Raw genomic sequence first — 18420 nt, 5'->3', positions numbered from 1 at the left:
GCGTGGATGGCCACACCGTGGTGGCCTACAGCTTCGGCTCGGGGCCGGAGACGGTGCTGTGCCTCAATGGCGGGCCGGGGCTGCCCTGTGACTATCTGCGCGACGCGCATTCCTGCCTGATCGACAAGGGTTACCGCGTCGTCGCCTTCGACCAGCTGGGCACCGGCGCGTCGGACCGGCCGACCGACCCGGCCTTCTGGACCATCACCCGCTATGTCGCGGAAGTGGAGACGGTGCGCCAAGCGCTCGGCCTCGGCCGGGTGCATCTGCTGGGCCATTCCTGGGGCGGCTGGCTCAGCGTCGAATACGCGTTGACCCATCCCGAGGCGCTGAAGACCGTGATCCTGGAGGACACGGCCGCCGACATCCCGCATCTGATCGGCGAGCTGGAGCGGCTGCGCGCGGCGCTGGGCCCCGAGACCGTGGCGATGATGCAGCGGCACGAGGCCGAGGGCACGCTGGACCACCCGGTGTACCAGGCGGCGATCACGATCCTGAACCACCGCCATGTCTGCCGGCTGGACCACTGGCCGGCGCCGGTCAAGCGCTCGCTCGACGACTGGAACATGGGTCCCTACGGGACGATCCAGGGCCCGAACGAGTTCCTCTACACCGGCAATCTGAAGGACTGGAACCGGCTGCCCGACATGAACCGGATCACCGTGCCGGTGCTGATCACCTGCGGTGAGCATGACGAGCTGACGCCCGCCTGCGCGCTGCGCATGAAGCTGGCGCTGCCGAATGCCCGGCTGCACGTCTTTCCGAACTCCAGCCACATGCCCTTCTACGAGGAGCCGCACGCCTACTACCCGGTGCTGCTGGATTTCCTCGAGCAGAACCGGGGCGCCTGATGCCCGCCCGCCGCCCGGGCTGACCGGTGATGCATCGTTTCCGATTCGTCCTGACCCGCCCGCTGCAGCTGATCCCGGTGCTGTTCGGGATCAGCGTCATCACCTTCGTGCTGATCCGCTCGATCCCCGGCGATCCGGTGCGGGTGCTGCTGGGCACCAAGGCGACGCCGGACGCGATCGCGCGGATCCGGGCCCAGTTCGGGTTGGACGAGCCGCTGTGGACGCAATACGGCCTGTTCCTGCAGAACCTGGCCCATGGCGAGATGGGGCGGTCGATCCTGTACAAGGTGCCGGTGCTGGGCCTGATCGCCGAGCGGGTCCAGCCGACCCTGCTGCTGGTGTTCGGCGCCGTGCTGCTGTCGCTACTGATCGCCGTGCCCTTCGCCGCCATCGCCGCGCGCCGCCGCGGCCGGCTGGCCGACCACGCCATCCGCATCGTCTCCACCACCGGTCTCGGCCTGCCGCCGTTCTGGCTGGGGATCATGCTGATCATCCTGTTCAGCGTGACGTTGGGGCTGTTCCCGGTGGCGGGCTATGGCGACGACTGGGCCGACCGGCTGCACCATCTGGTGCTGCCCTGGCTGACCGTCGCCCTGGCCCTGTCGGCGGTGCTGACCCGGACCCTCAGGGCCGCGATGATCACCGAGCTGCGCTCCGACCAAGCCACCGCGGCGCGGGCGCGCGGCCTGCAGGAGGGGATGGTGTTCTGGCGCCATGTCGTGCCCAACGCCATCGTGCCGACCATCAACCTGCTGGCGGTCAACATCGGCTGGCTGATCGGCGGCACCGTGATCATCGAGAACGTGTTCTCCATCCCCGGCATGGGCCAGCTGCTGGTGCGCGGCATCTTCACCCGCGACTACATGGTGGTGCAGGGTGTGGCCATGGCCTTCGCCGTGGCCAGCGTCACGGTGAACTTCCTGGCTGATATCCTGACCGTCGCCCTCGACCCGCGGGTGAAGCTGTGAGCGCCGTCGCCGGAACCGTCGCCGCCCGGCCGCGGCTCAGGGTCAGGCTGCCGCGGGTTCCGGGCGCGCTGTGGTGGGGGGCCGGCATCGTCGGCTTCTTCCTGCTGGTGGCGCTGCTGGCGCCGGTGATCGCGCCCTACGACCCGATCCAGCAGGACACGGCGAACGCGCTGCTGCCGCCCGGTCCCGGCCATTGGCTCGGCACCGACAATTTCGGCCGCGACGTGCTCTCCCGGCTGATCTGGGGCACCCGATTCGACCTGATGATGGGCGTGTTCGGCGTGCTGATCCCCTTCATCCTCGGCACGGCCGTGGGCTGCATCTCCGGCTATTTCGGCGGCTGGGTCGACATCGTGGTGATGCGCATCGTCGACATTGTCATCGCCTTCCCCTTCCTGGTGCTGATGCTGGCGATCATCGCCATTCTCGGCCCCGGCCTCGGCAGCTTCTTCATCGCCATGGCCCTGGTCGGCTGGGTCTCCTACGCCCGGCTGGTCCGCGCCCAGGTGCTGGTGCTGAAGGCCAGCGACTTCGTCACCGCCGCGCGCAGCCTGGGCTACAGCCACCTCCGCATCATGGCCCGGCACATCCTGCCGAACGCCATGGTCAGCTCGATCGTGTTCTCGATGTCCGACGTGGTGCTGACCATGCTGCTCGGCGCTTCGATCAGCTATCTCGGCCTCGGCGTGCAGCCGCCGACGGCGGAGTGGGGCATCATGGTGGCGGAAAGCCAGAACTTCATCATCCGCGCCTGGTGGATCGCCGCCTTCCCGGGCATGGCGCTGGCGGTGATCGCGCTCGGCTTCAGCCTGCTCGGCGACGGCCTCGGCGAATGGCTCGGCCAAAATGGCTCGAGGTGAAGGAATGACCGCGCCGCTGCTCGATGTCCGCGACCTGTCGGTGGCCGCGACCCGGGACGGGGTGGAGGCGATTCTGGTCGACCGCGTCTCCTTCAGCCTGGAGGCCGGGCAGGTGATGGGGCTGGTGGGCGAGAGCGGGTCGGGCAAGAGCGTCACCTGCCGGGCGCTGATCGGCCTGCTGCCCGGCGGCCTGCACATCGCCGGCGGGTCGGTGCTGCTGAAGGGCCGCAACCTCACGGCGCTCGGGCCGGAGGCGCTGCGCCGGGTGCGTGGGCGCGAGATCGGCATGATCTTCCAGAACCCGTCCAGCCATCTCGACCCGGTGATGCGCATCGGCGACCAGATCGCCGAGGGCATCCGCCTGCATCGCGGCGCCTCGAAGCGCGAGGCGCGGTCGGCGGCGGTGGAGCTGCTGCGCCAGGTCGGCATCCCGGATCCGGAGCGGCGGGCCGGCGGCTATCCGCACGAATTCTCCGGCGGCATGCGGCAGCGGGCGATGATCGCCACGGCCCTGGCCTGCGACCCGGAGGTGCTGATCGCCGACGAGCCGACCACCGCGCTGGACGTCACCGTGCAGGCCCAGATCCTGCGGCTGCTGCTGGAGCTGCGCGACCGGCGCGGCCTGGCCATCATCCTGATCACTCATGATCTCGGCGTGGTGGCGCAGAGCTGCGACCGCGTCGCCGTGATGTATGGCGGGACCCTGTGCGAGGCCGGCGGCAAGCGGGCGGTGCTGGCGGCGCCGCGCCACCCCTACACGGCGCGGCTGATCGCCTGCCAGCCGGCGTCGCATGCCGATGGCGGCCACCTGCTGCCCTTCATCCCCGGCCAGCCGCCGGCCCTGGCCGACCTGCCGACCGGCTGCCGCTTCCACCCGCGCTGCGATCGCGCCTTCGACCGCTGCAAGGCGGCGCGGCCGGAGCCGTCCTGGCCCGAGCCGGGGCACATGGCCGCCTGCCACCGGGCGCTGGGGGACGCGGCATGACCCTGCTCGACGTCCAGGACCTGGAGGTGCATTTCCGCGCCGGCGGGGGGCTGCCGCTGCCGGGCCGCCAGCCGCGTCTGGTGCGGGCGGTCAACGGCATCTCCTTCACCCTGGCGCCGGGCGAGGCGCTGGGCCTGGTCGGCGAATCCGGCTGCGGCAAGAGCACGCTGGGCCGCGCCATCCTGCGGCTGGGCGAGATCACCGGCGGCGCCATCCGCTTCGGCGGCGACGACATCGCCGAAGGCGGCCGGGCCGGCCTGGCCCGGCTGCGCCGCGAGACGGCGATGATCTTCCAGGACCCGTACAACGCGCTCAATCCGCGTATGGCGGCGGGCGAGGCGATCGCCGAGGTGCTGCGGGTCCACCGCAAGGTGCCGCGCGATCGCGTCCCGGCCCGGGTGGCGGAGCTGCTGACGCTGGTCGGCCTCGGGCCCGAGCATGCTTCCCGCCGCCCGGCCGAGCTGTCCGGCGGCCAGTGCCAGCGCGTCGGCATCGCCCGCGCCCTGGCCGTGGAGCCGAAGCTGATCATCGCCGATGAATGCGTCGCGGCACTCGACGTCTCGATCCAGGCGCAGATCATCAACCTGCTGATCGAGCTGAAGGCCCGGATGAACCTGGCCCTGATCTTCATCGCCCACGACCTGGCCGTGGTGCGGCGGCTCTGCGACCGGGTGGCGGTGATGTATCTCGGCCGGATCGTGGAGGAGGGGGCGGCCGAGGCGGTGTTCGCCGCGCCGCAGCACCCCTACACTCAGGCGCTGATCCGCGCGATCCCGGAGATCGACCCCGACCGCGCGCTGCCGGCGGACCTGCTGGGCGGCGAGCCGCCGAGCCCGCTGGACCTGCCGCCGGGCTGCGCCTTCCATCCGCGCTGCGCCTTCGCCATGGCGGAGTGCCGGGCCGGGGCGCCGCCGGCGCTGCGGCCGGTCGAGGGGCGCTTCACCGCCTGCCATCTCTATCCCGCAATCCCCGCCCGCAGCTGAGGCGGGGCAACAACCGGAGGCTCACGATGACACGGAAACATCTCGGTATCGCCACGGCGGCGTTCCTGGCGGCGCTGGTGGCCGGCGGCGCCGCGGCGGAGGCGGCGGGCGTGCTGACCATCGGCCGGCGCGAGGATGGCACCACCTTCGACCCGATCAAGACCTCGCAGAACGTCGACTACTGGGTGTTCTCGAACGTCTATGACGTGCTGGTGCGGGTCAGCAAGGACGGCACCAAGCTGGTCCCCGGCCTGGCGGAGAGCTGGACCGTCTCCGACGACGGCACGGTCTACACGCTCAAGCTGCGCGACGCGAAATTCTCCGACGGCAGCCCGGTCACCGCCGCCGACGCCGCCTTTTCGCTGCTGCGGGCGCGCGACAACCCGGGGTCGCTGATCGCCGACAACTACAAGGTGATCAAGACGGCGGAGGCCAAGGACGACCACACGCTGGTGATCACGCTGAACCAGCCGGCGGCGCCGTTCCTGGCCAGCCTGGCGCTGCCGGGCGTGGCAGTGCTGCCGCAGAAGATCGTGACCTCGATGGGCGAGGACGCCTTCGCCGAGAAGCCGATCGGCTCCGGCGCCTTCACCATGGAGGAGTGGCGCCGCGGCGAGAAGGTGGTGCTGAAGAAGAACCCGAATTTCTGGGAGGCCGACAAGGTCAGCCTCGACGGCGTCGAATGGATCTCCGTCCCCGACGACAACACCCGGATGCTGAAGGTCCAGGCGGGCGAGCTCGACACCGCCATCTTCGTGCCCTTCGCCAAGGTCGCGGAGCTGGAGAAGGACCCGAACCTGACCATGCACAAGGACCCCTCGACCCGAGAGGACCACCTGCTGATCAACCATTCGCACCCGCCGCTGGACAAGCTGGAGGTGCGGGAGGCGATCGACTACGCCATCGACAAGAAGGCGATCGTCGACACCGTGACCTTCGGCATCGGCACCGTCGCCAACTCCTACATCCCCAAGGGTGCGCTGTTCCACACCGACGACAACGGCGCCCGGCCCTACGACCCGGAGAAGGCCAAGGAACTGTTGCAGAAGGCCGGTGTCGGCCCGATCACCCTGACCTATCTGGTGCAGACCGGCGACACGGTGGACGAGCAGGTGTCGGTGCTGGTGCAGCAGCAGCTGGCCAAGGTCGGCATCACCGCCAACCTGCAGAAGGTCGACCCGAGCCAGAGCTGGGACATGGAGGTCGCGGGCGACTACGACCTGGCGATGAACTACTGGACCAACGACATCATCGACCCGGACCAGAAGACCACCTTCGTCCTCGGCTATGACGCCAACCTGAACTACATGACCCGCTACAAGAACGACGCGGTGGTGGCGCTGGTGGCCAAGGCCCGGGTCGAGACCGACCCGGCCAAGCGCGAGGCGATGTATGTCGACCTGCAGAAGATGGCCAAGGCCGACGTCAACTGGATCGACCTCTATTACATCCCGTATCTGACGGTCTCGCGGAAGACCATCGAGGGCTTCGGCCAGACCCCGCTCGGCCGGTTCTATCTCGAGGACGTCAAGAAGAACTGAGGATTGTCGGAATGGCTTCCATCATCGTGATCGGCGCGGGCGTCATCGGCGCCTCGGTGGCGTACCGTCTGGCGCAGGCCGGCCTGGCACGGGGCGGCGCGTCGGTCACGGTGCTGGAGGCGACGCGGATCGGCGCCGGCACCTCCGGCACCAGCTTCGCCTGGGTCAACTCCCACGGCAAGACGCCGCGGGCCTATCACGACCTCAACGTCGCCGGGATGAAGGCGCATGCGGCGCTGCGCGGGGAGTTCGCGGCGACGCCCTGGCTGCACCTGAACGGCAGCCTGGAATGGGCCGATGAGGCGGGACAGGCGGCGCAGCGGGAGCGGCTCGAGCGGCTGCGCGGCTGGGGCTACGCTGCCGAATGGATCTCCCCGGCCCGGCTGCGCGAGCTGGCGCCCGACATCGATCCGGCTGCCGTGGGCGACGCGCCGGTGGCCTGGTTCCCGGAGGAGGGCTGGGTCGATCCCGTGGTCTACGCCCAGGCCATGCTCGCCGCCGCCCGCCGGCTCGGTGCGCGGGTCGAGATCGGCGCCCGGGTGGCGCGGGTGGCGCTGCGGTCCGGCCGTGTCGGCGGCGTGGTCACGGCGGATGGCCGGACCTACGGCGCCGACATCGTGGTCAACTGCACCGGCCGCTGGGCCGATGATGCCGGCCTCGACCCTGCTCTGCGCATCCCGTTGGCGCCGACCGCGGGGCTGCTGGCCTTCACCCCAACGGTCGCGGTCGGGCTCGAGCGCCTGCTGAAGGCGCCGGGCTGCGACATCCGGCCGGACGGTGCCGGGCGCCTGCTGGTCTGCCGCAACGATGACGAACGCGATCCGGCCACGGCACCGGCGCCGAGCCCCGATCTGCCGGAGATGCGTGAGCTGGTCCGCAAGGCGCAGGCGATTCTTCCCGCCATGGGGCCGGTGGAGCCGGAGGCGGTGCGCCTGGGCATCCGCGCCATCCCGAAGGACGGCTACTCCGCCGTCGGGCCGCTGCCGCAGGCTCAGGGCTACTACGCCGTGGTGACCCATAGCGGCGTCACCCTGGCCGCCTTCCTCGGCGCCGCGGTGGCCGACGAGGTCTTGCACGGCGCCGTCCGGCCTGAGCTGGCAACGTTCCGCCCGGCACGGTTCTTCGCTTAGTTGCGTTGCCTCTCCCGCCCGCGAGACTTTTTCATAGCGCCAACCCCTTGCCGTCATTGCGAGGAGGCGAAGCCGACGAAGCAATCCAGGGGCCGGCTCGCATTGGCCCCTGGATTGCTTCGCTGCGCTCGCAATGACGGTTCTGGGAATTCTGAAAGAGTCTCGCAAGCGGGTGATGCCACGCGAAGCGGGACCGAGATGTAAGCAAGCAGCTTCTCCGAAACACTCGGCGCGCGGCTCCGGCCGTCTTATGCTGCCTCCATGACGGGGAGGAACGAACGCGTGGCGCCGGGAGCGGGCGGTGGCTGACTGGCTGCTGTGGCTGATCGCGCTCGGCTATCTCGGCCTGCTCTTCGCCGTCGCCTTCCTCGGCGACCGCAGCCCGGCCTATTGGCGCTCCGGCCTGCGCGAGCCCGCGGTCTATGCCCTGTCGCTGGCGGTCTACTGCACCTCCTGGACCTTCTATGGCGGCGTCGGCCGCGCCGCGTCGCACGGGCTCGACTTCACCCTGATCTATGTCGGGCCGATCCTGGTGATCACCGTGGGCTTCCCGATGATGCGGAAGATCACCCGGGTGGCGCGCGAGCAGAACATCACCTCAGTCGCCGACTTCATCGCCGCCCGCTACGGCAAGAGCCGGGTGATCGCCGCGGCGGCGACCCTGATCGCGCTGGTCGGCGTGCTGCCCTACATCGCGCTGCAGCTGCAGGCCGTCTCGCTCAGCTTCGGCGCGCTGGCGACCGGGCTGGACGGGCGGGGCAGGGCACCGGTGTGGACCGACACCGCCCTGCATGTCGCCCTGACCATGGCGGTCTTCGCCATCCTGTTCGGCGTCCGCCACGTCCAGGCGAACGAACGTCACCAGGGCATGATCCTGGCAATCGCCTTCGAATCCCTGGTCAAGCTGGGGGCGATCCTCGCCGCCGGGGCTTTCGTCACCTTCGGCATCTTCGACGGGCCGGGCGACCTGACGGCGCGGCTGCTGTCGGTGCCGGCGCTGCAGGCGCGACTGGAGGGCTTCTCGGTCGGGCCCGAATGGGTGTCGATCACGGTGATGTCGGCCCTGGCCTTCCTGTGCCTGCCGCGGCAGTTCCATGTCGGCGTGGTCGAGAGCGGCCGGCCCGCCGACCTGCGCACGGCGCGCTGGCTGTTCCCGGCCTATCTCGGCGCCATCAACGTGTTCGTGCCGGCCTTCGCCGTGGCCGGGCTACTGCTGCTCGGCACGGCCGCCGACCCCGACCTGTTCGTGCTGTCGCTGCCGATGGCGGCGGGCGACCCACTGCTGTCTCTGGCCGTGTTCCTGGGCGGGCTGTCGGCCGCCACCGGCATGGTGATCGTCGAGACCGTCGCGCTCAGCACCATGATCAGCAACGAGCTGGTGCTGCCGCTGCTGCTGCGCGGCGGCATGGCCGCGCGGGGCGACGGCGCCCTCGGCCCCACCGTGCTGCGCATCCGGCGGATCGCGATCTTCGGCATCCTGCTGCTGGCCTATGCCTATCATGCCGTGATCGGCGGCAGCCTGCCGCTGGCGTCGATCGGCCTGATCGCCTTCTGCGCCGTGGCCCAGCTGGGGCCCGCCCTGATCGCCGGTCTGTACTGGCGCCGCGCCCATCGCCACGGCGCCTTCGCCGGCATGGCGGGCGGCTTCCTGGTCTGGGTCGTGGTCTTCCTGGCGCCGACCCTGACCGGGGTGAACTGGGCATCCTCGGTGCCGCTGTTCGGGGTCGAGGGCGCGTTGTGGGGGATCGGCGACGATGTCGACACCCTGACCCGCGGCGCTTTCTGGAGCCTGGTGCTGAACACCGCGCTGCTGGTCGTCGTGTCGCGGCTGGCCTGGGCGGGCGAGCGCGACCGGGAGCAGGCGGAGGCCTTCGTCGGCCCGGTGGCCGAGGCCCGGCAGAAGCCGCAGGCGACGCATCGCGCCGCCGCCTTCGACGACCTGAAGACGCTGGTCGCCCGCTTCATCGGGCCGGACCGGGCGGAGCTGGCCTTCGGCGGGGCGGCGGCGGCGTTGCGCGACCGCGACCTGGCCGACCACACCGAAAAGCTGCTGAGCGGCGCGATTGGCACCGCCTCGGCCCGCATCATGGTCGCCGCGACGATGCGCCGGCACCGCACCGCCATAGGCCGGTCGCAGACGCTGCTGCGCCAGGCGTCGGAGGCGATCCTCTTCAACCGCGACCTCTTGAGCGCCACGCTGGACAATATCGGCCAGGGCATCGGCGTGTTCGACCGCGACCTGCGCCTGGCCGGCTGGAATCGTCGCTTCGTCGAGATCCTGGGCCTGGCCGAGCCGCAGGTCGGGATCGGCATGCCGCTGCAGGCGCTGACCGGACCGGGCGGCGGCCTCGGCCTGTCGGTGCTGCTGGAGGAGCAGCGCGACCCGGACCGGCGGCGGCGCCCGCACAGCCATGAGCGGCGGGGCGCCGACGGGCGGGTGCTGGAGCTGCAGACCAACCCGATGCCCGACGGCGGCTTCGTCCTGGTCTGCACCGACGTCACCGAGCGGGTGAAGACGCTGGATGCGCTGCGCGAGAGCGAGCGGCGCATCCGCATCTACACCGACAACGTCCCAGTGCTGATCGCCTATGTCGATCGCGAGCAGCGCTACCGCTTCACCAACCGGCCCTATGAGCAGGCGCTGGGGCTGGAGCGCGGCGAGACCGACGGCCTGTCGATCCGCACCGCTTTGGGCGAGCAGCGCTATGGCCGGCTGAGGCCCTATATCGACGCGGTGCTGGCCGGGCGGCACCAGGTGTTCGAGATCGAGTTCGCCGCGGCGGGGGCCGAGCTGGCGCGCGGCACCTACATCCCGCACCGCGACGAGCAGGGGCGGGTCGTCGGCTTCTTCACCCTGTACCAGGACATCACCGAGCAGCGCCGGGCCGAGGCCGTGCTGCGCGAGACCGCAGAGACGCTGGAGCGGCGCGTGGCCGAACGCACCAGCGAGCTGACGGCGCTGAACGAGGCGCTGGCGGCGGCCAAGGCGGCGGCCGAGGCGGCCAATCTCGGCAAGACCCGCTTCCTGGCGGCGGCGAGCCATGACCTGCTGCAGCCCTTCCACGCCGCTCGACTCTTGACCGCCACCCTGGCGGAGCGGCTGGGCCGGAAGGCCGAGGCCCCGCTGGTCGGCCATATCGACAGCTCGCTCGCCACGGTGGAGGAGCTGCTGCAGGCGCTCCTGGAGATCTCCAAACTCGATGCCGGCGCGATCGAGCCGCAGATTCGGGCGGCCCCGGTGGCCGAGATCCTGCGGCTGGCGGTGCTGCCCTTCGAGCCGATCGCCCGCCGCCGCGGCCTGCGCCTCAAGGTCGTGCCGTCCAGCGCGGCCGCGCTGACCGACCCGGCGCTGGTCCGGCGCATCGTCCAGAACCTCGTCTCCAACGCCGTGCGCTACACGCGCGAGGGCACGGTGCTGGTCGGCTGCCGTCGGCGCGGCGACGCCCTGGCGATCCAGGTCTGGGACACCGGGCCCGGCATCCCGCCCGAGCAGATCTCCGCCATCTTCGAGGAGTTCCGGCGCCTCGGCTCCGGCGGCGAGGACGAGCCGGCCGGTCTGGGCCTTGGCCTCGCCATCGTCGAGCGCATCGCCGCTCGGCTCGGCCACCGGGTGTCCGTGCGCTCCCGCCTCGGCCGCGGCAGCGTGTTCGAGCTGGTGCTGCCGCGGGCGCGGGGGCAGGCCGCGGCGCGGCCGTCCGAGGCGCCCCGGCGGCGGTCGCCGGGCACCGACCTGGCCGGTCGCCTGGTGCTCTGCGTCGACAATGATCGTGCCATCCTGACCGCGACCCGGCTGCTGCTGGAAGGCTGGGGCTGCACCGTCCTGACCGCCGCGGAGGCCGGGGCCGCGCGGGAGGCGCTGTCGGTCGCCGGACGGGTGCCGGACATGGTGCTGCTCGACTACCACCTCACGGGGGCTGAGACCGGGCTCGACGTCCTTGACGCGCTGGAGGCTGGGATCGGCCAGCGCCTGCCCGCGGCGCTGGTGACGGCGGACCGCACCGACTCGGTCAAGGCGGCGGCCCGCGCCCGCGGCCTGCCGCTGCTGCACAAGCCGCTGAGGCCGGCGGCTCTGCGGGCACTGCTGGTGCAGCGCCTCGCCGCCGCTCGGCAAGCGCCCGCCGCCTAGTGGCTGGCGGGGTCGAGCAGGCCGCTCTGCCGCACCGCGATCACCGCCTGGGTGCGGTTCTGCACCCCGAGCTTGCGGAAGATCTGCGACAGATGGGCCTTCACCGTCGCCTCGGTGATCGACATCTCGAAGGCGATCTGCTTGCTCAGCTTGCCCTCGGTCAGCAGCACCAGGACGCGCAGCTGCTGCGGCGTCAGCTCGGCCACGCGGCGGCTCAGCTCGCTGCGCTCCGGCGCGTCGGCGGCCGGGCCGGTCGCCGCCTCGGGGAACCAGACGCTGCCGCCCAGCACGCTCTCGATGGCGTCGCCGATCTCCGCCAGCGGCGTCGATTTCGGCAGGTAGCCGGAGGCGCCGAACTCCATCGCCTGGCGCATCACCGCCGGGTCTTCATTGGCCGAGACCATGATCACCGGCACGGCGGGGAAGGCGGCGCGCAGCGCGGCCAGGCCGGTGAAGCCGTTCATCCCCGGCATCGACAGGTCCAGCAGCAGCAGGTCGACCGTGCGGTCGCCGAGCAGGGCCAGCACCTCGGGGAAGCTGCCGGCCTCGATCACGGCGGGGGCGGGCGACATCACCTCGGCCAGGGTCTCGGCCAAGGCGCGCCGCACCAGCGGATGGTCGTCGGCGATCAGGACAAGGGTGGCGTCTGTCATCTTCCGCCAAAGCAAAGGCCGCGCCCATTCTGGGCGCGGCCTCGCGGTGGATACAAGCTCCAGCGTCAGTGGTTCTTCTGGATGTCGATGTGCCGGGTGTCCTTCAGGAACAAGGTGCCGATCACCAGGCAGATGCCGGCGATGATGATCGGGTACCACAGGCCGCTGTAGATGTTGCCGGTGCCGGCGACGATGGCGACGGAGATCGCCGGCAGGAAGCCGCCGAACCAGCCATTGCCGATGTGGTAGGGCAGCGACATCGAGGTGTAGCGGATCCGGGTCGGGAACAGCTCCACCAGCATCGCCGCGATCGGGCCGTAGACCATGGTGACGTACAGCACCAGCACGAACAGGATCAGCCAGACCATGAAGTGGTTGATCTGCGCCGGGTCGGCCTTGGGCGGGTAGCCGGCGGACTTCAGGGCATCACCGAGGGCCGCGTCGAAGGGCGGCTTCAGGACCTTATCGGCATCCGCCGCCGCGCCGTCATAGGAGGCGATGCGGGTGCTGCCGACGTCGATCTCGGCCTTGGACCCCGCCGGCCCGGCCTGGTTGCTGTACGGCACGCCGGCCTTGACCAGTGCCCCCTTGGCGATGTCGCAGGAGGTGGTGAACTTGGACGTGCCGACCGGGTTGAACTGCACGCTGCATTCGGCCGGATCGGCGATCACCGTCACCGGCGACGACGCCTGCGCCGCCTCCAGCGCCGGGTTGGCGTAGTGGGTCAGGGCCTGGAACAGCGGGAAGTAGGTCAGGACCGCCAGCAGGCAGCCGGCCATGATGATCGGCTTGCGCCCGATCTTGTCGGACAGGGCGCCGAACACCAGGAAGAACGGCGTGGCGACCAGCAGCGCCGCGGCCACCAGCAGGTTGGCGGTCTGGGCGTCGACCTTCAGGGTCTGGGTCAGGAAGAACAGCGAGTAGAACTGGCCAGCATACCAGACCACGGCCTGGCCCATGGTCAGGCCGAACAAGGCCAGGGCCACGATCTTCAGGTTGCCGCGGTGGGCGAAGGCCTCGGTCAGCGGCGCCTTGGATCCCTTGCCTTCGGCCTTCATCTGCTGGAACAGCGGCGATTCGTTGAGCTGCAGCCGGATCCAGATCGAGACGATCAGCAGGATGATCGAGACCAGGAACGGGATGCGCCAGCCCCAGGCGTCGAAGGTCGCCGTGTCCATCGACATGCGGCAGGCCAGGATGACAATCAGCGACAGGAACAGGCCCAGCGTCGCGGTGGTCTGGATCCAGGCGGTGTAGAACCCGCGCTTGCCCTGCGGCGCATGCTCGGCGACATAGGTCGCGGCGCCGCCGTATTCACCGCCCAGCGCCAGGCCTTGAGCCAACCGCAGCAGGATCAGGATCGCCGGCGCGGCGATGCCGATCGACTCATAGTTGGGCAGGAAACCGACCGCCGAGGTCGACACGCCCATGATCACGATGGTGACCAGGAAGGTGTATTTGCGGCCGACCAGGTCGCCCAGGCGGCCGAACACCAGCGCGCCGAACGGCCGGACGAAGAAGCCGGCGGCGAAAGCCAGCAGGGCGAAGATGAAGCCCGCGGTCGGATTCACGCCGGAGAAGAAGTTCTTGGCGATCGACGCGGTCAGCGCGCCGTAAAGATAGAAGTCATACCACTCGAACACCGTCCCAAGCGACGACGCGAATATGACCTTGCGCTCCTCGCCTTTGCTGAGCGTTCGCAATGGTGCTCGAATTTCGGCGCCTGATGCAGCAGTCATCGACGCATCCTCCCCCTGATCATTGTTGCCGGCGCGCCGATTTTGTGAGGGCGGACGCCCCTATAGTACGACGCGCTATCGTGCAACTTTAACAGCGGCGCCGTCGCGGGACGTATTCGACGTTCGTCTATGCGCCGGGGCTGCCGGTCTCCAGCACCTGTTTCAACGTCGCCAGGTCGCGCCCGACCCAGTCGGCATCACGGGCGAAGCGGGCGTCATCCATCTCCGGCTGGCGGAACAGGTGGAACGTCACCTCGCTGCCGCCGCCATTGGCCAGCACCCGGATCGGCAGAGAGATCTCCGGCCCGCTCGACGGGATCACCCAGTGGTCGGCGACGCGGAACGGGTTGGGCGGTGTGAAGCGCACCCGCATCGTCCCTTCCGGCGTGTCGGCGATCCAGCCGTCGCCGTCCCGCTTCAGCGAATCGGCAAGGCCGCTGGCCCATCGCATGAAGTTCTCGGGAACAGACAGGAAGGCATAAACGGCGTCGGGCTCGCGATCGATCCAGACGCTGAGGGTGCGGGAAGGCAGGGCTCGGCTCATGACGGACCTCCATGATCGGAACCCGCGCAGTCTGCGCCAGGTTCCGCCCCGAGCCTTGAACGGAACGGCCAGTTCCTGAATTGTTCCTTTTGCTGGACTCCTGCGAATGTTCCCTCTATGTTCCGATCATGTCGGGTCGCGGACTCGCCGCGGCCCTGGGCAGAGGAGAACCGGGAATGGCGGTCACGCGCGAGGTCCGGGAACGGGACGGCCTGAAGCTCTATCGCAACACCCTGTCGCGGCGGGTCCTGGCGGCGGAGGGCTCGGCGCCGATGCTGCAGGCGGCGATGCGGGAGTTCCCCGACCTGCTCGGCTTCGACCTGTGGCAGCACCCCTCCGGCGCCCTGATGCTGTGCCGCACCGACAACCGGCCGGCAACCCTGGCGAAGGACAAGGCCTGGGCCGCGGCGCGCCCGGACCTGCTGTTCGCCCCGGCGCCGGTGATGCCGGTCGCGGCGTTGCCGCGCGGGTTGGGCGAGGGCGCCCGGCCGGCTTTCGCCTGACGCTGTCGGGGGCTGGTCAGCCGCCCTCGGCGGCGCGCCTGCGGTCCAGGCTGGCCTTCGGCCACAGCGCCTGCGGGTCGTAAAAGACCTCGAAGGCGGGCGTGCCCTCCGGCAGCACCACCCAGGGCAGCTTCGACCGGGTGTAGATATGCGCGTCGGGCGGCAGCGCCGCCGGATCGTCCAGCGTGCCGACGCGGATGAAGCGGACCTGCGTGCGGCCGTTATAGGTGCTCCACAGCGCCGTGCGGCAGGCGGGGCAGCGATGGATGAGATGCGGGGCGCCGCTGTCGGTGGGCACGGCGACCGGCTCCGGCTCGCCCGACAGCAGCGCGACCCGGTCGGCTTCGATCAGGGCGTTGATGACGAAGGCGCTGCCGGTCTGCCGCTGGCACTCGCGGCAGTGGCAGCAATTCACGAACATCGGCGGCGACAGCAGCTGATAGCGAATGGAACCGCAGGCGCAACGGCCGTCCAGAGTGTCGGTCATCTCAGCCTCCTATCGCGCAGGGCGAGCTGTTCCTTTGTCCTTACAAGGGTATCAGGCCTCGAACCATCAGCGGTACGCCTGGTCCAGCCCGTGGCCGATCGTCAGAGGTTCCTGATCGAGCTCAGCTGCCGGCTCCAGCCTCGCCGCCATAGCCGCGCAGGAAGACGCGCACGGCCGCCGCGATGGCTGCATCGACGTCTTCTTCTGACAGAGGCGTGGCTGCAAAAGGCTCGACCGCCGTTGCGATCAGTGCCAGCAGATGCACGGCCGCTCGATCCGGATCTTCCAACCGCAGCAACCCCTGCTCGCCCAGGCGGGAGAGGTATCGGGCCAGCGCGCTCCGCACACGGAGGGGGCCGGCTTCCTGCCAGCGCTCGATCGCCGGCCGGGGAATGTGGTGCTGGTCCGCCCGGATCTGCCGGATCAGGGCGAAATGCTCCGGATGGTCGGCCCGGGACGCCAGAAGTGCCTTGCCGAAGGCGACGAGGTCGGCGTCCAGGTCGGTCACGGCGCTCAGCTGTCGCTCCATCATGGCGATCTGGGATCGGGCAACGCGGGCTGCGCTGGCCTGGATGACGGCCTCGAACAGCCCGGCCTTGGAGCCGAAATGATTGTAGAGGGTGCGGGTGGACACGCCGGCCTCGCGGGCGATGTCGTCGATGCTGGCGCGGGCGTAGCCGTCCCGGGCGAAAACGCGCAGCGCGCCGTCGAGCAGCGCCTGCCGCTTCTCCTCCAGCCGGCCCGACGGTTGGTTCCGGTCCGCGACGGTCACGGGCTTCTCACTTGGTCTGCAACGATCGTTTTACCTGAATGCAACGACCGTTGTAATCTATCCGCCGGACATCGTTTGCGGGAGCCTTCAATGATCAGGCTGGGGATCGTCATCGGCAGCACCCGGCCGGGCCGTCGGGCGCCCGTCGTGGCCCGCTGGGTTGCGGAGGCCGCCGGCCGGCACGCGGCGGCCGGATCGGGAGAGGCGAGCGTCGGAATCATCGACATCGCGGATCACGCCCTGCCGCTGTTGGACGAACCGGTGCCGGCCATCCGGGGCGACTACCGACACCCGCACACCCAGGCATGGGCGGCGGCGATCGATGCCTGCGACGGCTTCGTCTTCGTCACGCCGGAATACAACCATTCCTTCCCGGCCGCGCTGAAGAACGCGGTCGACTTCCTCTATCGTGAGTGGAACGACAAGGCGGCGGGCTTCGTCGGCTATGGTGCGCTCGGCGCGGCCCGGGCGGTCGAGCAGCTCCGCCCCGTGCTGGCCGAGGTGAAGATCGCGACGGTCCGGACGCAGGTTTTGCTCTCGAAATACACCGACCGGGCGCTCTTCACCGACCCTGAGGCGTGGTCGCCCTCGGCCGAGCAGGAGGCGGCGCTGGCCACCATGATTGGCGAGACCGTCGCCTGGTCGAGGGCGCTCCGGACGGTGCGGGCTGCGGCTGCTGCATAGACCGGACGGCGCTGATCTTGTGGCCAGCCCCGTTGCAGATGGCATGTCACCGGACGTCTGCGGGACGGCGCAAAATGGCGGTCCGGGAACGATGAAGATGGGCACTATTCCTACGCCATAGCCACCTAAGATACTCAAAAGCTCTCTTACGCCGTGGCTTTGCCAGAGCCGTCCCCGCCTTACGCCTTGGCGGCGTTCTGTGCAGCCTCGAATACATCGCGCGCGGACGTCGTGCCCGCTACGTGCTCCGTACCTTCGACTCCGAGGTCCATCCATCCTGCGTTCACGGCCTCAAACATTTCTTCGGCAGGTCCGGTGTGGCCCTTCGGGATGCCGAATTGTTCGAACGCTTCCGCCCACCCTGCACGCGGAACTGCAAAGGCTTTCACGTCGAGATTCAGGACTTCACCCAATTGCTCCGCGACTTCATCCGCGCTGACCATCGAACCAAGCTCGACGACGCGCTGTCCTGACCAGGCTGGCCCGGTCAAAAGGGTTGCGACTTCAGCACCGATGTCGTTCGTCGCGACCATGGTCGATTTCCGGTTTGTCGGATTGTAGTAGACCGGCAGCGATCCGCCCTGGGCGGCCTGCAGGCCGTAGAGGAAGTTCTCGAGGAAGCCGCCTGCGCGCACAAATGCGATTGGGGATGTCAGGTTGCGAAAACCTTGCTCCAGAAGCGATAAGGCCGTGATCATCCCGAGCCCGCCGGTCCTGTTCGCACCCATCGACGAAAGCGCAACCACTCGCGGCGGCTCTGCCTTGGTGAGCGCTTCGACATAGTTTGCAATCAGGCCCTTTGCTTCTTTGTAGTCGGGCGAGGGCGCCCAGACAGCCGGCAACATGACGAACGCGCCTTCGGTGCCTTTGAGCGCTTGTTCGATGGCTGCGGAATCATTCCAATCACCGTCTACCAGTTCCACGCCTTGGTTCGACCAGTTGGCCGCCTTCTCGCGATTGCGGACGAGCGCGCGTACCTCCTTGCCGCGCGTCAGCAGATGTTTTGCCGTAGCGCCGCCAACATTTCCCGTGATTCCCATAACTAAAAACATGCGTTTTCTCCTGATCTTGAGGGGCAGAGCACTGCCGCTGTTGGTTCAACGGATGAGCGGCAGAATGGCCCGGATTCGGGGATGGCGCGCGTAGAGGCCGCCCCATGTCATCGCGCCCAGAAGCAGGGAAACGATTTCCGGCGGCGACCCCAACTCACCAATGCGGACATGGGCGCAGATGGCGCCTCCCAGAAAGCCCGTCACTAGGATCGCGCCGAGGACAGAGGTGACTGGAATGGCGTAAAGGATGGCGCAGGCGAGGATGGTCGGACCCACGACGCGGGTCATCTCCATCGCGAACCCGGTTTCCTGCAACATGCTCGCGATCTGCGCCGGCGCGAAAAGCTGAACAGTGCCGTCTACCACCAGAGCGATAACGACAAACGCGCTCATTATTCGGCCGGCCCACAGGGCGCGATGTAAGGTCATGGTTTCAGGCGCCTGATGCAGGTTCATAGTTTCGGACACGTGTTGTCCTCCGATGAGGTCCCAATTCGGAGGCTTACTGTGTCTCTTGCGTATGATAAATGCCGGCAAAGGGA

The 18420-nt window shown here is 69.3% G+C and carries 17 protein-coding genes; 10 read left to right on the top strand and 7 right to left on the bottom strand.

All coding sequences use genetic code 11. The features are described 5' to 3' along the window. Positions 1-2 precede the first annotated feature (2 nt). The 8 genes from BWR60_RS11030 to BWR60_RS10995 all read left to right on the top strand — a co-directional run bounded on the left by BWR60_RS11030 (position 3) and on the right by BWR60_RS10995 (position 11444). Complete coding sequence (locus BWR60_RS11030) at positions 3-851, top strand: proline iminopeptidase-family hydrolase (RefSeq protein ID WP_218823443.1); 849 nt, start codon at positions 3-5, stop codon at positions 849-851. A gap of 29 nt (positions 852-880) precedes the next feature. Then, entirely contained in the window at positions 881-1819 is a 939-nt protein-coding gene (locus BWR60_RS11025; RefSeq protein WP_088151069.1) for an ABC transporter permease, read from the top strand. Continuing rightward, the gene (locus BWR60_RS11020) at positions 1816-2679 is read left to right on the top strand and encodes an ABC transporter permease (protein WP_230983020.1); all 864 of its coding nucleotides are present in this window, start codon (positions 1816-1818) and stop codon (positions 2677-2679) included. The genes BWR60_RS11025 and BWR60_RS11020 overlap by 4 nt, the downstream gene beginning before the upstream one ends. A 4-nt stretch (positions 2680-2683) precedes the next feature. Next, entirely contained in the window at positions 2684-3664 is a 981-nt protein-coding gene (locus tag BWR60_RS11015) for an ABC transporter ATP-binding protein (protein ID WP_088151068.1), read from the top strand. Next, complete coding sequence (locus BWR60_RS11010; protein WP_088151067.1) at positions 3661-4647, top strand: ABC transporter ATP-binding protein; 987 nt, start codon at positions 3661-3663, stop codon at positions 4645-4647. The genes BWR60_RS11015 and BWR60_RS11010 overlap by 4 nt, the downstream gene beginning before the upstream one ends. Before the next feature lie 26 nt (positions 4648-4673). Then, positions 4674-6188: an ABC transporter substrate-binding protein gene (locus BWR60_RS11005; RefSeq protein ID WP_088151066.1), complete on the top strand. Its 1515-nt coding sequence runs from the start codon at positions 4674-4676 to the stop codon at positions 6186-6188. An 11-nt stretch (positions 6189-6199) separates the two neighbouring features. Next, positions 6200-7318 (top strand): NAD(P)/FAD-dependent oxidoreductase, encoded by a 1119-nt coding sequence (locus BWR60_RS11000; protein ID WP_088151065.1) that lies wholly within the window; start codon positions 6200-6202, stop codon positions 7316-7318. A 301-nt stretch (positions 7319-7619) separates the two neighbouring features. Further along, the gene (locus tag BWR60_RS10995; RefSeq protein ID WP_088151064.1) at positions 7620-11444 is read left to right on the top strand and encodes a NahK/ErcS family hybrid sensor histidine kinase/response regulator; all 3825 of its coding nucleotides are present in this window, start codon (positions 7620-7622) and stop codon (positions 11442-11444) included. Here the strand turns inward: BWR60_RS10995 and BWR60_RS10990 are convergent. The 3 genes from BWR60_RS10990 to BWR60_RS10980 all read right to left on the bottom strand — a co-directional run bounded on the left by BWR60_RS10990 (position 11441) and on the right by BWR60_RS10980 (position 14380). Next, on the bottom strand, positions 11441-12097 hold the full coding sequence (locus tag BWR60_RS10990) for a response regulator (RefSeq protein ID WP_088151063.1): 657 nt from the start codon (positions 12095-12097) through the stop codon (positions 11441-11443). The two genes, BWR60_RS10995 and BWR60_RS10990, sit on opposite strands and share 4 nt — an antisense overlap. Positions 12098-12162: 65 nt before the next feature. Continuing rightward, a complete protein-coding gene (locus BWR60_RS10985; RefSeq protein ID WP_088151062.1) occupies positions 12163-13836 on the bottom strand; it encodes an MFS transporter in 1674 nt (557 codons plus the stop codon). 127 nt (positions 13837-13963) lie between these two features. Further along, positions 13964-14380, bottom strand: coding sequence for an SRPBCC family protein (locus BWR60_RS10980; RefSeq protein WP_088151061.1), 417 nt, complete (start codon positions 14378-14380; stop codon positions 13964-13966). 176 nt (positions 14381-14556) lie between these two features. Here BWR60_RS10980 and BWR60_RS10975 point away from each other — a divergent pair, with 176 nt between their 5' ends. Continuing rightward, entirely contained in the window at positions 14557-14883 is a 327-nt protein-coding gene (locus BWR60_RS10975) for a hypothetical protein (protein WP_088151060.1), read from the top strand. Positions 14884-14899: 16 nt separating this feature from the next. Here BWR60_RS10975 and BWR60_RS10970 read toward each other — a convergent pair whose 3' ends face one another. Then, complete coding sequence (locus BWR60_RS10970) at positions 14900-15370, bottom strand: GFA family protein (RefSeq protein ID WP_088151059.1); 471 nt, start codon at positions 15368-15370, stop codon at positions 14900-14902. A 121-nt stretch (positions 15371-15491) separates the two neighbouring features. After that, positions 15492-16142: a TetR/AcrR family transcriptional regulator gene (locus BWR60_RS10965; protein WP_218823442.1), complete on the bottom strand. Its 651-nt coding sequence runs from the start codon at positions 16140-16142 to the stop codon at positions 15492-15494. A gap of 90 nt (positions 16143-16232) precedes the next feature. On the opposite strand from BWR60_RS10965, the gene BWR60_RS10960 reads away from it, so the two are divergent. Continuing rightward, positions 16233-16826, top strand: a complete 594-nt coding sequence (locus BWR60_RS10960; RefSeq protein ID WP_088151058.1) for an NADPH-dependent FMN reductase — start codon at positions 16233-16235, stop codon at positions 16824-16826. A 179-nt stretch (positions 16827-17005) separates the two neighbouring features. On the opposite strand, the gene BWR60_RS10955 is transcribed toward BWR60_RS10960, so the two are convergent. After that, on the bottom strand, positions 17006-17878 hold the full coding sequence (locus BWR60_RS10955) for an NmrA family NAD(P)-binding protein (RefSeq protein ID WP_088151057.1): 873 nt from the start codon (positions 17876-17878) through the stop codon (positions 17006-17008). A 45-nt stretch (positions 17879-17923) separates the two neighbouring features. Further along, entirely contained in the window at positions 17924-18334 is a 411-nt protein-coding gene (locus BWR60_RS10950) for a DoxX family protein (protein ID WP_230983019.1), read from the bottom strand. Between the last annotated feature and the right edge of the window lie 86 nt (positions 18335-18420).

Source organism: Inquilinus limosus, assembly GCF_002195995.1.
GTDB lineage: Bacteria > Pseudomonadota > Alphaproteobacteria > DSM-16000 > Inquilinaceae > Inquilinus > Inquilinus limosus_C.
The sequence above is the reverse complement of the archived record's forward strand: the minus strand, read 5'-3'. Positions and strand labels throughout refer to the sequence as shown.

Excerpts from the sequence above, each read along its gene's own strand:
- BWR60_RS10990 (WP_088151063.1), bottom strand. The coding sequence starts at position 12,097 with ATGACAGACGCCACCCTTGTCCTGATCGCCGACGACCATCCGCTGGTG.
- BWR60_RS10980 (WP_088151061.1), bottom strand. The coding sequence starts at position 14,380 with ATGAGCCGAGCCCTGCCTTCCCGCACCCTCAGCGTCTGGATCGATCGC.
- BWR60_RS10955 (WP_088151057.1), bottom strand. The coding sequence starts at position 17,878 with ATGTTTTTAGTTATGGGAATCACGGGAAATGTTGGCGGCGCTACGGCA.
- BWR60_RS11000 (WP_088151065.1), top strand. The coding sequence starts at position 6,200 with ATGGCTTCCATCATCGTGATCGGCGCGGGCGTCATCGGCGCCTCGGTG.
- BWR60_RS10975 (WP_088151060.1), top strand. The coding sequence starts at position 14,557 with ATGGCGGTCACGCGCGAGGTCCGGGAACGGGACGGCCTGAAGCTCTAT.
- BWR60_RS11010 (WP_088151067.1), top strand. The coding sequence starts at position 3,661 with ATGACCCTGCTCGACGTCCAGGACCTGGAGGTGCATTTCCGCGCCGGC.
- BWR60_RS10960 (WP_088151058.1), top strand. The coding sequence starts at position 16,233 with ATGATCAGGCTGGGGATCGTCATCGGCAGCACCCGGCCGGGCCGTCGG.
- BWR60_RS11025 (WP_088151069.1), top strand. The coding sequence starts at position 881 with ATGCATCGTTTCCGATTCGTCCTGACCCGCCCGCTGCAGCTGATCCCG.
- BWR60_RS10950 (WP_230983019.1), bottom strand. The coding sequence starts at position 18,334 with ATGAACCTGCATCAGGCGCCTGAAACCATGACCTTACATCGCGCCCTG.
- BWR60_RS11005 (WP_088151066.1), top strand. The coding sequence starts at position 4,674 with ATGACACGGAAACATCTCGGTATCGCCACGGCGGCGTTCCTGGCGGCG.
- BWR60_RS11015 (WP_088151068.1), top strand. The coding sequence starts at position 2,684 with ATGACCGCGCCGCTGCTCGATGTCCGCGACCTGTCGGTGGCCGCGACC.
- BWR60_RS10985 (WP_088151062.1), bottom strand. The coding sequence starts at position 13,836 with ATGACTGCTGCATCAGGCGCCGAAATTCGAGCACCATTGCGAACGCTC.
- BWR60_RS10970 (WP_088151059.1), bottom strand. The coding sequence starts at position 15,370 with ATGACCGACACTCTGGACGGCCGTTGCGCCTGCGGTTCCATTCGCTAT.